The organism is Phenylobacterium sp. (assembly GCF_035944335.1).
Lineage (GTDB): Bacteria > Pseudomonadota > Alphaproteobacteria > Caulobacterales > Caulobacteraceae > Phenylobacterium.
Genome location: NZ_DASZBG010000112.1, coordinates 1 through 12,355 on the forward strand (window position 1 = coordinate 1; position 12,355 = coordinate 12,355).

18 protein-coding genes are annotated in these 12,355 nt (G+C 70.0%); 7 read left to right on the plus strand and 11 right to left on the minus strand.

Annotated elements, in window-relative coordinates; all coding sequences use genetic code 11:
- Positions 1 to 83: 83 nt before the first annotated feature.
- Both VGT80_RS17355 and VGT80_RS17360 read right to left on the minus strand, forming a co-directional pair.
- Positions 84 to 1,088, minus strand: a complete 1,005-nt coding sequence (locus tag VGT80_RS17355; protein WP_327457913.1) for an SPFH domain-containing protein — start codon at positions 1,086 to 1,088, stop codon at positions 84 to 86.
- The gene (locus VGT80_RS17360; protein WP_327457914.1) at positions 1,085 to 1,495 is read right to left on the minus strand and encodes a GntR family transcriptional regulator; all 411 of its coding nucleotides are present in this window, start codon (positions 1,493 to 1,495) and stop codon (positions 1,085 to 1,087) included. The genes VGT80_RS17355 and VGT80_RS17360 overlap by 4 nt, the downstream gene beginning before the upstream one ends.
- Before the next feature lie 188 nt (positions 1,496 to 1,683).
- Between VGT80_RS17360 and VGT80_RS17365 the strand changes: the two genes are divergently transcribed.
- Positions 1,684 to 2,142: a GNAT family N-acetyltransferase gene (locus VGT80_RS17365; protein WP_327457915.1), complete on the plus strand. Its 459-nt coding sequence runs from the start codon at positions 1,684 to 1,686 to the stop codon at positions 2,140 to 2,142.
- Between the two features lie 54 nt (positions 2,143 to 2,196).
- On the opposite strand, the gene VGT80_RS17370 is transcribed toward VGT80_RS17365, so the two are convergent.
- Positions 2,197 to 2,700 (minus strand): RcnB family protein, encoded by a 504-nt coding sequence (locus VGT80_RS17370; RefSeq protein WP_327457916.1) that lies wholly within the window; start codon positions 2,698 to 2,700, stop codon positions 2,197 to 2,199.
- Between the two features lie 94 nt (positions 2,701 to 2,794).
- On the minus strand, positions 2,795 to 3,604 hold the full coding sequence (locus tag VGT80_RS17375; RefSeq protein WP_327457917.1) for a hypothetical protein: 810 nt from the start codon (positions 3,602 to 3,604) through the stop codon (positions 2,795 to 2,797).
- 229 nt (positions 3,605 to 3,833) lie between these two features.
- Between VGT80_RS17375 and VGT80_RS17380 the strand changes: the two genes are divergently transcribed.
- Positions 3,834 to 5,309: an MFS transporter gene (locus tag VGT80_RS17380; protein ID WP_327457918.1), complete on the plus strand. Its 1,476-nt coding sequence runs from the start codon at positions 3,834 to 3,836 to the stop codon at positions 5,307 to 5,309.
- A 103-nt stretch (positions 5,310 to 5,412) separates the two neighbouring features.
- Positions 5,413 to 5,640, plus strand: a complete 228-nt coding sequence (locus VGT80_RS17385; protein ID WP_327457919.1) for a hypothetical protein — start codon at positions 5,413 to 5,415, stop codon at positions 5,638 to 5,640.
- 175 nt (positions 5,641 to 5,815) lie between these two features.
- Here the strand turns inward: VGT80_RS17385 and VGT80_RS17390 are convergent, their stop codons facing one another.
- Entirely contained in the window at positions 5,816 to 5,950 is a 135-nt protein-coding gene (locus tag VGT80_RS17390; RefSeq protein ID WP_327457920.1) for a hypothetical protein, read from the minus strand.
- 127 nt (positions 5,951 to 6,077) lie between these two features.
- Here VGT80_RS17390 and VGT80_RS17395 point away from each other — a divergent pair, with 127 nt between their 5' ends.
- Positions 6,078 to 6,344, plus strand: a complete 267-nt coding sequence (locus tag VGT80_RS17395) for a hypothetical protein (protein WP_327457921.1) — start codon at positions 6,078 to 6,080, stop codon at positions 6,342 to 6,344.
- A gap of 7 nt (positions 6,345 to 6,351) precedes the next feature.
- Here the strand turns inward: VGT80_RS17395 and cysK are convergent, their stop codons facing one another.
- On the minus strand, positions 6,352 to 7,410 hold the full coding sequence (gene cysK / locus VGT80_RS17400) for a cysteine synthase A (RefSeq protein WP_327457922.1): 1,059 nt from the start codon (positions 7,408 to 7,410) through the stop codon (positions 6,352 to 6,354).
- A 225-nt stretch (positions 7,411 to 7,635) separates the two neighbouring features.
- On the opposite strand from cysK, the gene VGT80_RS17405 reads away from it, so the two are divergent.
- Positions 7,636 to 8,118, plus strand: a complete 483-nt coding sequence (locus VGT80_RS17405) for a hypothetical protein (protein ID WP_327457923.1) — start codon at positions 7,636 to 7,638, stop codon at positions 8,116 to 8,118.
- Here the strand turns inward: VGT80_RS17405 and VGT80_RS17410 are convergent.
- Positions 8,093 to 8,551: an FKBP-type peptidyl-prolyl cis-trans isomerase gene (locus VGT80_RS17410; protein WP_327457924.1), complete on the minus strand. Its 459-nt coding sequence runs from the start codon at positions 8,549 to 8,551 to the stop codon at positions 8,093 to 8,095. The genes VGT80_RS17405 and VGT80_RS17410 overlap by 26 nt on opposite strands.
- Positions 8,552 to 8,654: 103 nt before the next feature.
- Between VGT80_RS17410 and VGT80_RS17415 the strand changes: the two genes are divergently transcribed.
- A complete protein-coding gene (locus VGT80_RS17415; RefSeq protein ID WP_327457925.1) occupies positions 8,655 to 8,939 on the plus strand; it encodes a hypothetical protein in 285 nt (94 codons plus the stop codon).
- Positions 8,940 to 9,103: 164 nt separating this feature from the next.
- A complete protein-coding gene (locus tag VGT80_RS17420) occupies positions 9,104 to 9,574 on the plus strand; it encodes a hypothetical protein (protein ID WP_327457926.1) in 471 nt (156 codons plus the stop codon).
- Positions 9,575 to 9,646: 72 nt separating this feature from the next.
- Here the strand turns inward: VGT80_RS17420 and VGT80_RS17425 are convergent, their stop codons facing one another.
- From VGT80_RS17425 to VGT80_RS17440, 4 genes are all read right to left on the minus strand, one after another.
- Entirely contained in the window at positions 9,647 to 10,366 is a 720-nt protein-coding gene (locus tag VGT80_RS17425; RefSeq protein WP_327457927.1) for a hypothetical protein, read from the minus strand.
- 524 nt (positions 10,367 to 10,890) lie between these two features.
- A complete protein-coding gene (locus VGT80_RS17430) occupies positions 10,891 to 11,319 on the minus strand; it encodes a hypothetical protein (protein ID WP_327457928.1) in 429 nt (142 codons plus the stop codon).
- A 182-nt stretch (positions 11,320 to 11,501) separates the two neighbouring features.
- Positions 11,502 to 11,738, minus strand: a complete 237-nt coding sequence (locus VGT80_RS17435; RefSeq protein WP_327457929.1) for a hypothetical protein — start codon at positions 11,736 to 11,738, stop codon at positions 11,502 to 11,504.
- 445 nt (positions 11,739 to 12,183) lie between these two features.
- A partial coding sequence (locus VGT80_RS17440) for an acyl-CoA dehydrogenase family protein (protein ID WP_327457930.1) occupies positions 12,184 to 12,355 on the minus strand: 172 nt, incomplete at its 5' end.

Below are 12,355 nucleotides of genomic sequence, written 5' to 3' on the forward strand. Positions count from 1 at the left end.
GGCGTAGGCCGCGTGGGCCAGCACCAGGCCCATGGCCAGGCTGGCGATGGCCAGCGCGATCAGCCAGCGGGAGAGCCGCGCGCTCATGACGGCGTTCCGGCGTCGATCACTGGACGCCGCCGCCGCCGGGTGGCCGGCACGGCCGTGGTCGGCGCCGCCGCGGGCGCGGCCGCGGGCGGCCTGCCGCCGCCGTCCTGGCTCACCCCGAAGCCGGCCAGGGCCAGCATCCCGCCGGGGTTCATGGCGTCGACCATGGCCGTGGGCATCAGGATGGTCGCGCCGCGCTCCTTGGTGGTCTCGTAGATGATGTTCATGGCGCGCAGCTGCAGGGCCGCGGGGCTGCGGGCGTAGATCTCCGCGGCCTCGACGAACTTGATCGCCACCTGCTGTTCGGCCTGGCCCAGGTGGACCCGGGCGGCGGCTTCGCGCTGCGCCTGGGCCTCGCGGCTCATGGCGTCCTGCAGGGCGGCGGGCACGGAGATGTCGCGGATCTCCACCGAGATGGCGGTCACCCCCCACTCGGCGGTCTTGCGGCCGATCTCGTTCTTCAGCACCTCGTCGCCGCTCTTGCGGTCAGCCAGCAAGGTGGAGAGCAGGCTCGAGCCGACCATCTCGCGCAGCGAGGTCTGGGCCACGCGGCTGATCGCCGAGCGGTAGTCGGTGATCTCCAGCGCCGCGCGTTCGGGATCGTGGATCTGCCAGAAGATCACCGCGTCCACGTCGACCGGCACGGTGTCCTTGGAGAGCGCCTGTTCGGCGTTGAACTCGGTGGTCTGGATGCGCTGGTCGAGCCAGCTCTGCACCTGGTCGATCACCGGCACGATCAGGAACATGCCCGGCCCGGCGATCTTCTGCAGCTTGCCGAACCGCAGGATGACGGCGCGCTCCCACTGGTTGGCCATCTTCAGCGAGGCCGGGATCAGCACGCCCAGCAGCAGCAACGCCCCGCCGAGCCACAGGAAGATCAGGTCTCCGTCCGTCGCGCCCTTGGCGAAGCAAAGCGCGCCGAGCGCGAAGGCGATCACCGCCAGCAAGGCGGCGGTCGCATTGATTCCCCTCGGCCGGAAGTCCCCCACGAAGCCGTTCATCTCAAGTCCTCCTTCAGCGCGGCGAGCGCCGCGATCCGTTGCAAAAGCAAATCCGTGGTCACGCCCGCGGCCTTGGCCTGGGCGAGCGTCTGGCGGGCCAGCTTGTCGGCGGCCAGCGCCTGTGCATCGGGGTGGGCCGGGGCGGGCGGGTCGGCCACGAAGGTCCCGCGCCCGCGCTCCAGCCGCACGGCGCCCAGCTTCTCCAGGTCGTCGTAGGCGTGACGAACCGTGTTGAGGTCGACCCGCAGCGCCACGGCCACCTGGCGCATGGTCGGCATCTGGTCGCCCGGCTTCAGGAAGCCCGCGCCCATCGCCCCCAGCATCTGCTCGCGCAGCTGCACATAGATCGGGACCCCGGTGGCCTCGATGTGCAGGGCGTCCAGCAGCTGTTGGGTGATTGTATGCATACACTCATACAATATGAGCGAACGCCGGCATGTCAAGGGTCTGCAGCGAGACCGCTCATCCCGGCGAAGGCCGGGACCCAGATGGCGCGCCGTGAGCGGGGTCCATTTTGCCCAGCGGCCATCCATGCACATCTGAGATCGGGATCTGGGATCCCGGCCTTCGCCGGGACGAGCGGAGTGGGTGGGGCATGTACCAATATCGCGAAGTGGCCCCCGGCGACCTCGACCTCATCTGCCGCCATCGCCGTGAGATGTTCACCGACTCCGGCCGCCCGGCGCAGGTGCTGGCTGCGATGGCCCAGCCCTTCCGCGACTGGCTCGCCCCGCGGCTCGCCTCGGGCGTCTATTTCGGCTGGATCGCGCAGGCGCAGGGCCGGCCCATCGGCGGCCTCGGCATGCAGGTCATCGACTGGGCGCCGCACCCCAACCATCCGGCTCAGGACAGGCGCGGCTATATCCTCAACGTCTTCGTGGAGCCGGAGCATCGCGGCCGGGGCGTCGCCACAGCCCTGATGGCCATGGCCGCCGACGAGGGCCGCCGCCGCGGCCTCGACTACCTCGCCCTGCACGCCACGGAAAAGGGCCGCCCGCTCTACGCCAAGCTCGGCTGGTCCCAGGGCAAGGAGATGGGGTTGAACCTGAAATGAAGACCCCTCCGGCGCGAACCGGAGGGGCTTCGCAGATCGGACCTGGGGCCTCGGTCAGTAGCCGTGCAGGATGATGTCGGCGATCAGGCCGGTGGCCACCGCCATCAGCACGAAATTGCCGTCCGCATAGACCCAGCGATAGCCGGGGGGCGGCGGACGCAGGCCGTAGTAGCCCCAGTCCTGCACATAGTAGTGGCGGTAGGGGACCGGCACATAGCCGCCGCGCCGCCAGGCGCTGCGCCACGCCGGATTGAAGTGCTGGTAGCCATAGCCCGGCGCGTACCAGTAGCCCGGGCGGGCGCCCTGGAAGCCGCGCCACTCGGCGCGGTCGCGCCAGCTTTCGGCGCGGTTGCGGTCATAGTGGCGGTCGTCGCGGCGTTCGTCACGCCGATCATCGCGCCGGTCGTCCCGACGGTCGTCGCGGCGATCCTCGCGGTGGTCGCCCCGGTCGTCGGAGCGCTGCTCGTGGTCTCGGCCCTGGTCATAGGGCTGGGCCGCGGCGGCGATCGGCGCGGCGGCCGCGCTGAGCGCCAAGGCGGCGTACAACAGATGTCTCATGGATTTCCTTCCTTCTGACCCCGAACCTCCGAGCTAAACGCCCGGGCCGTGAACCGCGCTTGAACGGGCCGGTCAGAAGGTCGTCAGCCGCCGGCTATCCGGGCGCGTGGGTGGCGATCGGCGCGTTGGGATCGGTGGGCGGCGGCGGCGCGGCCCGCGGCGGCGGACCGGCCGGCTCGGGTGTCGGCGCCACGATGACCGGCGCGGGCGCGGGCGTTGGGGTCGTGACGGGCGGCGGCGCAGCTTGCGCCGCGGGCTGCGTCGGGGGCGGGGCCGCTTGTGGGGCGACCGTCGTCCGGCGGGCGGCGAGACGCGGTCGTGGCGCGGGCTCGGGGCTCGGGCCGAGCACCGGTGGCGGGCTCGGCGCCGGCTGCGCCGCGCGGAGCGGCGCGGGCGCGGCAGGTGTCGCGCCCGCCGGCGGCGCGGCTATGATCGGCGCGACCGGCGCGACGGCCGGGCGGCTGCTCACCACCAGCAGCACCGCCACGCCCGCGGCGGCCACCGTCAGGGCGGCGACCGCCGGAACCCAGCTCGTCGCGGTCCGCGGCTTGCGGGCCTCGCGGCGCGGTCCGCCCTCCACGACCAGCGGCGAAACGACGACCGCCGGGCGCGGCGCGGGGGTGGCCTCGGGAGCCGGCGGGGCGGCGGCCTGCGGCGCGGCGGCCGGTTCCGGCCCGGGCGTCGCCGCCGGCGGGGTCGACAAGGCCGCGCGCGTCACGCCCGCCGGCCGCGCCATCGGCACCGCCGATCCCGAGAGGATGCCCGTCGTCGAGGCCGGCGGCCAGGATGGCGGCCTGGGCGGCGGGCTGGCGGCCGGGCTCGGGCCGACGCGGGTCGGCGTCTGCGGCATCCGCGGATAGGCCGAGGGCCGGGCGTAGGGGTTGGGATCGTCGGCGTCGGTCACGGGTGTCTTTTGCGGGTCTCGGGCGGGTTCAATATGGCCTCGGCAGGCTGGGCGGCGACTGCGACCGTTCTGTGGCCCGCCGCCGCCTCGGGCGGCGTCCCTGTCGTGAGCTTAATTTGACTCCCCCCCGGTTTGCACCCGTCATAGCGTCTCGAAGACGCGGTACGAGGGCCGGCGCGGGTGACCCGGGCCAGAGCCCTCGACGAACGAACGCCTGAGGAAACAGCCCTTGAACGCCCAGACCGCCGCGGCGCCGCAGCGCCTGAGCTTCCGCACCAAGTTCCTCTACGGCTTCGGCTCGATCTCGTTCGGCGTCCACGTCTACGTCCTGTCGCTGCTGCTGTTCTTCTACAATCAGGTGGTCGGCGTGCCGGCCGGACTGGTCAGCCTGGCGCTGGCGGTCACCCTGGTCATCGATGCGGTGTGGGATCCGATCCTCGGCCAGTTCTCCGACCGGCTGCGCACGCCGTGGGGCCGGCGCCATCCGCTGATGTACGCCTCGGCCATCCCGGTCGCGCTCACCATGCTGGCGCTGTGGCGGCCGCCGGCCGCCTTCAGCGTCGAGCAGAAGGCCGTCTGGCTGTTCGTCTTCGTGCTCGCCGCGCGCCTGGTCATCAGCCTCTACGAGGTGCCCAGCCAGGCGCTCGCGCCGGAACTGGTCCCCGAATACCACCAGCGCACCGGCCTCCTGGGCTACCGCTGGATCTTCTTCACGCTCGGCGGCGCGGTCGCCACCATGAGCGGCTACTTCGTCTTCTTCCGCCCGACCGCCCAGTATCCGCAGGGCCAGCTCAATCCCGCCGCGTGGGGGCCGCTGACCATCACCGCCACGATCATGATGGTCGGCTCGATCGTGATCTCGGCGCTCGGCACCCACGACCGCATCAAGACCCTTCATCAGCCGGCCGCGCGCCAGGCGAGCTTCGGCGCCATCTTCAAGGAGGTGCTGGCCACCCTGAAGAACTGGAACCTGGGCGTCGCCCTCACCGCCTCCCTGATCGGCGGCCTCTCCTACGGCCTCTATCTCGGCCTGCAGCTCTACGTGGACACCTTCTTCTGGCGCCTGGCGGCCAGCGGCGTCGGCATCCTCAGCCTCGCCAACCTGGTCTCGGTCCTGCCCGGCGCCTGGGTCGCCGGCGCGGTCTCGCGCCGCTTCGGCAAGAAATACGCCTGCGTCGGCTTCTTCCTGCTGAGCCTCATCTTCCTGCAGGGCCCGATCCTGCTGCACATGCTGGGGGCCTTCCCGGACAAGGGCCAGCCGGCCTACATGCCGAGCCTGATCGCCGTGCGCTTCATCCACGGGGTGCTGACCAACGCCGCCTATATCGTCGTCACCTCGATGATCGCCGACATCACCGAGGACGCCCAGGTCAAGACCGGCGCCCGCTCCGAGGGCCTCTTGATGGCCGCCAACAGCTTCATCGTGAAGGTCACCGCGGGCTTTGCCGCCGTGCTGCCCGGCGTGATCCTGGCGGCGGTGCATTTCCCGGCCCGGGCCACGGCTGCAGTCAGCCCGGAGGCGGTGCGCAACCTGATGTGGGTCTACCTGCCCTCCACCTTCGTCCTGTCGCTGGCTTCCATCCTCACCTGGCTGCTCTACCGGATCGACCAGCAGACCCATGAGCGGAACCTGGCCATGGTCGCCGCCGCGGCGGCCGCCGCCGAGGCGCAAGGCGAGGGCGCGCCCATCGTCGCCGTGGGCTAGCCGCCCGGGCCGCGACCGGGCTCACGAAACTGTGCCCTGCCGGCCCTTGGTCGGAGTTGTCCACAAGGCGTAACGTCGATTTCGGACGTGAGACGAAAACGCCATGCGCCACTATCAGCTCTTCGCCTTCAGCGCCGACGGCCGGTTGCTCGACGCCGTCTCGCGCGATTTCGACAACGATCCGCAAGCCATCCGCCATGCCATCGCCGGCGGCTTCCCCAATGGCTGCGAGCTCTGGGAGGGCTTCCGCTTCGTGGGCCGCTTCCACGGCGCGGTCGCCGCCGAAACGCCCGCGCCGGCGCCCATCGCGCCGCGCGTGCTCGTGCACTAGCCGGGCAACCGCTCATCCCGGCGAAGGCCGGGACCCAGATCTCAAGACTGGATGGCGGGCTGGATCGGCTCCGGACCCATAGAATCCGCGACTGAGCCATTCCATCTGGATCCCGGCCTTCGCCGGGACGAGCGGAATTGCGTACGGATGCGTGCTGGGATGGGCCCGGAACCGGCTAGCGCCAGCTCAGGACCAGCAACAGCAAGGCCCCCGCCGTGAAGGCGCAGGAGGCCAGGAAAGCCGCCACCGCCCATGGGGAGGCCTGGTTGCGGCCTGCCGCCAGCTCGCCGATCGGGTCTTCGTTCGCCATGCAGTCCTAACGGCTGAAGCGCAGCTTTGTTCTGTCGGGTCCGCCCCGCTTCCCGCAACGGCGATATCATGCCTATCGTGGGATCAACGACACCCCAGTTGTCGGTTCATCTCGCGGAGGAGTTCGTATGGCCACCAACGCTCAGTTCAACCCCGACAGCAGCGATCCCGCCCTCGTCACCCACGAGCGCACCTACAAGGCGTTCAACATCCTGATCCGCTGGTCGATGACCCTGCTGGCGGCGGGGATCTCGTTCCTGACCCTGTGGTTCGCCACCGGCGCCGGCTTCCTCGGCGCGGCCGTGGTGGGGATCGTGGTCTTCGCGGTCGCCTATACGATCCTGGTCCGCAAGGAGGAGCATCAGCCCCTCGACGTCTGGCAGGAAGGCCGCTAGCGCCAACCTACGCCGGCTGCGGCTGCGGCGGGGCGAAGATCGGGCTCGACCTGGCGATCGCCAGCTCCTCCTCGGTCATCTCGGCCGGCACGTCGGCGAACAGCGGCGTCGACAGATAGCGCTCGCCGGTGTCGGGCAGCATGGCCAGGATCGTCGTCCCCGGCTTGGCGGTCGCGGCGATCTGCAGCGCGCCGGCCAGCGTCGCCCCGGCGGTGATGCCGACGAAGATGCCTTCCTGCTTCGCCAGCGCCTGGCTGAGCCGGATCGCCTCGGGCCCGGGGATCGGCAGCACCTGGTCGAACAGGTGGGCCTCCACCGCATCGCCGGTCAGCTTGGGGATGAAGTCCGGCGTCCAGCCCTGCATCGGGTGCGGCTTCCAGGCCGGGTGGCCGGCCGAGGGCGTGCCGTCGGGATTGCGCGCCTGCGGCTGGCCGCTCTCCAGCAGCGGCGCGTCGGCCGGCTCGCAGACGATGATCTTGGTCTCCGGGCGTTCCTTCCTCAGCACGCGCGCGACGCCCTTCAGCGTGCCGCCGGTGCCGTAGCCGGTCACCCAGTAGTCCAGCGCGTCGCCCTCGAAGTCGGCCAGGATCTCCTGGGCCGTGGTCCTGGAGTGCATGTCCGGATTGGCTTCGTTCTCGAACTGCCGGGCCAGGAACCAGCCGTTCCGCTCCGCCAGGTCGACGGCCATCTTCAGCATGCCCGTGGCCCGCATCGCCGCCGGGGTGAGGATCACCTTGGCGCCCAGGAAGCGCATCAGCTTGCGCCGCTCCACCGAGAAGCTGTCGGCCATGGTGATCACCAGCGGATAGCCCTTGGCCGCGCAGACCATGGCCAGGCCGATGCCGGTGTTGCCGCTGGTCGCCTCGATCACCGTCTGGCCGGGCTTCAGCGCGCCGGATTTCTCCGCCGCCTCGATGACCCCCAGCGCCAGGCGGTCCTTCACCGAGCCCAGCGGGTTGAAGGCCTCCACCTTGACGAAGAGGTTCACGCCCTTGGGCGCGAGGCGGTTGATCCGCACCACCGGGGTGTTCCCGACGGTGCCGAGGATGTCGTTGAACTTGGCCATGGGAGCGCTCGCTTCGTCGGGGGAGACCGCGCTACTGCGCGCTCAAGACCCCCGGTATGTCAATCGAGGGCGGCGGCCGCCGGTCGCCCCAGAATGGGTCCCCACGATGCCGCCGTCCCTGCGCAGCGCCCCACGAATGCCTATTTGGATTTGGAAGGACAGCGCAATGTCGGATAGTCGACTCTTCCATGCCCGACCCGACCCGAAGGCCGAGACCTGAAGTCCATGCTCTCCCGCGAGAAACTGCTGGCGCTGGTGGCCGACAACTATGTGGCCATCGCTCCGGACCTGATCGGCCCGCTCCTGAACCTGCTCAGCCTCAGCCGCGAGGCCTGCGGCGGCGACATGGACAAGTTCCTGATCATGGTGGTGATCGCCATCCGCACCACCGCCCACAAGGACTTCGCCAACTACACCCAGGAACTGCTGCACTCGGGCGAGATGCCGGTGTTCCCGAGCCTGGGGATCAACATCCAATCCATCGCCGACAGCCTCGGCGCGCCCAAGGAAACCGTGCGCCGCAAGGTCACCGAACTGGTCGAGGCCGGCTGGATCGAGCGCAGCGGCGGCGACCTCTTCTATACCGCCCGCGCCTGGCAGGGCCTGTCCCTGGTCGGCAAGCAGCTCGAGGTGACCGCCGTGGCCTACTACGAGACCGTCGCCGGGCTGGTGCAGCGCCAGGCTAAGGCTGAGCCGGCGCCACGCTGACCAGGTCCACGTCGAACACCAGGGTGGCGTCGGGCGGGATGCCGCGCTTGGCCTGGGTGGGCACGGTGGTCCGGCCGAGGCGGCCGTAGGCCAGGTAGCTGGGCATTCTGATTCTCCACCTGTCGCCCGGCCGCATCAGCTGCAGGGCCGCGCTCATCCCGGGGATCACCTCGCGCAGCTTGAAGGCCATGGGATCGGCCCCGTCGTGCGGCGAGGTCGAGAACACCTCCCCGTCCGCCAGCCGCCCCACATAGCGCATCATCACCTGGTCGGCCCGCGTCGGTTGCACGCCGTCCGCCGGGCCCGAGGCCAGCACCTCGTAGCTGATCCCCGGCAGCACGTGGGCCGCCGCCGCGGCCGCGTTCCCCGCCGCGGTCGCCGCCGCCAGCGCCCCGCCCAACAGTCCCGCCACCAGGGCCATCGCCTTCAGCATGTCGCCGGCTCCTCCAAGGGCCCACTGCACAGCCTCTTGCGCGCCGCCCCGCCTGCGATCTACCGTCCCGGCCGTCGGGTGGGAAGACATTGGGAGACGGACAATGAAGACCATCCATATCGCGGCCGGCGTCATCGCCGGCGTGGCCCTCGTGGCCTCCGCCGCCTTTGCGGCGCCCCCCTCCAGCACCGAAAAGGGTGCGGCGGTGGGCGGCGTCACCGGCGCGGTGGTCGGCGGCCCGGTGGGCGCCGTGGTCGGCGCGGGCGTCGGCGCGGTGGCGGGCAAGGTGAGCGAGAAGTCGGGCGCCACCGTGCATCACCGCAAGCACAAGCATCACCACACCGCCACGACCACGACCAGCACCACCACCAGCACAAGCCCGCAGTAAGCGGCGGCCACGCGCCTCCCCCGTCACGAACGGCGGCGGGGGAGGGCGACCCCACACGCATGGCGGGCGCCGCCCAAAATACCCCTGAGGCGCGATAGCGCTTGCGGCGTCTCACATTTGGACGACAGTGTTATCCAAAGAGAGTCGGCCGGGGGGGCGACGACATGCACAGGATCCTGCGCGCCGGGTTGGCGGGTGTCGGGCTGGCCATGATCTCGGGCTTCGCCGCCTACGGAGCCGCCGCCTCCGCGGCCGACGCCGACGGCTGGCTCTATTTCGTCAATGTCGCGGCCCATCCCCTGACCCTGGTGGTCGACGGCGCCCACATGGACCTGCCGGTCCGCACCCGCATCGCCCAGCCGCTCAGCCCCGGCTCCCATGGCCTCGCCGCCGTGCTCGGCGCCCGCACCGCCTCGCAATATTCCGCCTTCGACCTCGACGCCGCGGCCCACGACCGCGGCCGCGCCTACTGGTGCTTCCTGGGCGCCGAGACCCGGGGCGAACCCCACCTCATCGCCGTCGCCCCCGAGGAGTGCACCCAGCTCATCCGCGCCGGCCGCGACGACGAGGCGCCGTCGCCAACCAAGCCCCGCCTCGGCGCCGCCACCGCCAGCAACGGCGCCAACGCCCGCTAAACCTCACCCGTCAGGCAGACGGGTGAGGGGGACCGCGAAGCGGTGGAGGGGGCCCTGCCGACGCACAACCCCTCAACCGCCCACCTTCAGCGCCACATCCTCCGGCGGCAGCGCCCGGTACTTCTTCGGTGCGGTCCGGCCCACGCGCTCGTCGAGCTTCGCCACCTCGCGCTTGGCGCCGGCCAGGTCGACCCACCCTCGCGTCGTCGCCACCTCGATGGCCATCTCGTGCAGCAGGAATTCGCGACAGCCGCAGGCCTCCACATAGGCGAGCCGGAACTCCGGAAACCGCCGCAGCCAATTGTACACCGCCTTGCTCCCCGGCATCCCCGACGTGCGCACCACCTCGCTCAGCGAGGCGCCCTCGGCGATCGCCGCGCACACCGCCGCGCCCCACGCCGGCGTGTAGGTGCTCGCCTTTCCCGTCTTCCAGGGCTCCTCCGGCTTCCCGGCCAGCTTCCCCCGATGCGCCGCCATCCAGGCCTTCGCCACCGCGCGCTGCTGATCGAGCCAGATGCGATCGGCGCAAATCCGCGCCCGCAGCCGCACCCACGCCTCGCCGAACTCCGGGATCACATGGGTCCAGCGATAGACCGTGGCGTAGGCCGGCATCGCCGGATCGGCGGTCACCTGCTTCACCGTCTCGCCGGCCGCGATCCGCTCCAGGATCAGCTCGCCCATCTCGACGGTGAAGGCGCTCTCCTTATGCCCCGGCAGATGATCCATCGGCGGCGGGGTGCGGTCGCGCGGCGGGACCCAGGGATTTTCAGTGGAGATCGGGGGCCGGGGCATTTCGCCACCCTGCCACCCCGCTGCGTCAAACCCGGACGCAACCCGCGCCCTTCTCCCCTTGCGGGAGAAGGTGTCAGCCTTAGGCTGACGGATGAGGGGTCGCACCGCGGCCCTAAGGAGCGCCGATATGCTGACGCCGCAGCCGAAGTCTCCCAGCGGGCCTGGGCCTTATGTCGGCTTCGTCGTCATCGCCGTGGTCGTCATCGCTCTGCTCGCCCTGGGCATGTGGCGTACGGCGCACGGGGTCTGGAGCAACCCCCAAGGGGCCAACGGCTTCGGTCCGGGTTGGCGTTGCCAAGGCACGGCCATGAGGCCGGGAATCTGTGTCCGTGACCCGGCGCCGGCGCCGCCGCAACCGCCCACCAAGCGCTAGTCCATCACGTCCCACCCCGACCCGTCATCCCCGGGCTTGTCCCGGGACCCATGATCGCAGGACTCGCAGGACGATCCCCAGAGGCGGTGGTCATGGATGGCCGGGACAAGCCCGGCTATGACGGTCTGGAAGGGAGGGCGCCGCTACGGGTTTAGGCAAACGCGACGGCCGAGAATGCTGCCCCGAGAACGAAGGCCAGGAGGCTCGCCAGCGCGACGACGACAGCGGCCTTGAGCAAGCGATTCGAAAGCCGATGCTTGGGTGCGATGTATGCGTTCCGCTCGGCGAGAGACAATGGACCGTCCGGCTCTGCCGTAGCGACGGTGACCTGGCCCAAATAGGCGCAGGCCGCTGCGCCTAGCGCTAAAGCAAGGCCGACCGCGAACACAATAAGCGCTCGCCCGATCCACGCGCGGTCGATGGCCGCGGGCTGAGAAGTCTTCGCGAGATTGCCATAGAAGGTGAGGATTGCGACCACCGCGCCTCCGTTGGCCAGCTCAAGAGACTTCAGGACCTGCTGACCGAGCGCGATAGCGCCTTTCAGGTTCTCGACGTCGACTTCGGAGTTGCCTACGGCCACGCGCCCCACCCGCCCTTAAGTCCATGCCAAGATGACAGCTCCGGCGTCCGGGCGCGTCAACCACGGGCCGCAGCTGCGCCGCGCAGCGGTGGCGGCGCAGACGCCATCCTTTACGAGCCTAGTCGCCGGAGCACGCTCGGCCGGCGGGATCTTGGGGTCCCTGCTCCTCACCTCACCTCACCTCACCTCACCTTCGCCAGGACCCTGACCATTTGCCAGGCGTAGGAGAGCGATGACTGTGCGGTCAGAGAGAGGGCAAGTGCGATTGAGAAGTAGAGGAGGGCCGCGGCCGCCCAACAGGCGAGAACAACCGCGGGCTTGAGCCCGCGGATTTCGCACATGGCGCCTGGGAGACCGAGCTTCAGCAAGGTCTCTGGTGAGAAATCGGCCTCGTCCGCGTGCGTCTTCTTCTTAGCCATGCCACACCGCCACGACGCATGTCCTCGGACACGCATTCTGTTAGCGACGAGTGGCAGGCTTCCTGGCTCGTAGCCGGTGGTGAACGGTTTCCGCTCTGAGAGCGGCTGCGGGGTTGCGCAGCACTACCGTCGTCGGCACTACAGGTGCGATCTCTCGCAGCAACCTCGGAGTCTCCATTACTCCGGATTGTCACCTCTTGTCCCGCTTACTGTGTCTTCAAGTCGGGACGACCACTTAGTCTATCAAATTACTATAAGGTCCCCGGTCGCGAAAACCGGGCCATCTCCAAACCCGAGACGATGGACCGATTGCAATATATCGCTGCAGCCCAGTCAGTTCAATGAGGCCCCAACGAAAAACCCCTCCGGCACATCCCTGCGCCGAAGGGGCTTCCCCACCATCCCCGGCCGGAGCGCTCACGCGCCCCAGCCGAAACCCATCAGATCAATACCCCTGGATCCGCGCGTAGCGATCGCGGTGGAACGCCTGGTTGCCGAACGCCGCCTCGGCCGCCCGGGCGCGCTTCAGGTAGAAGCCCGCGTCGTGGGCGTCGGTCATGCCGATGCCGCCGTGCATCTGGACCATCTCGTTGGAGACCAGGTGGAAGGTGTCGCCC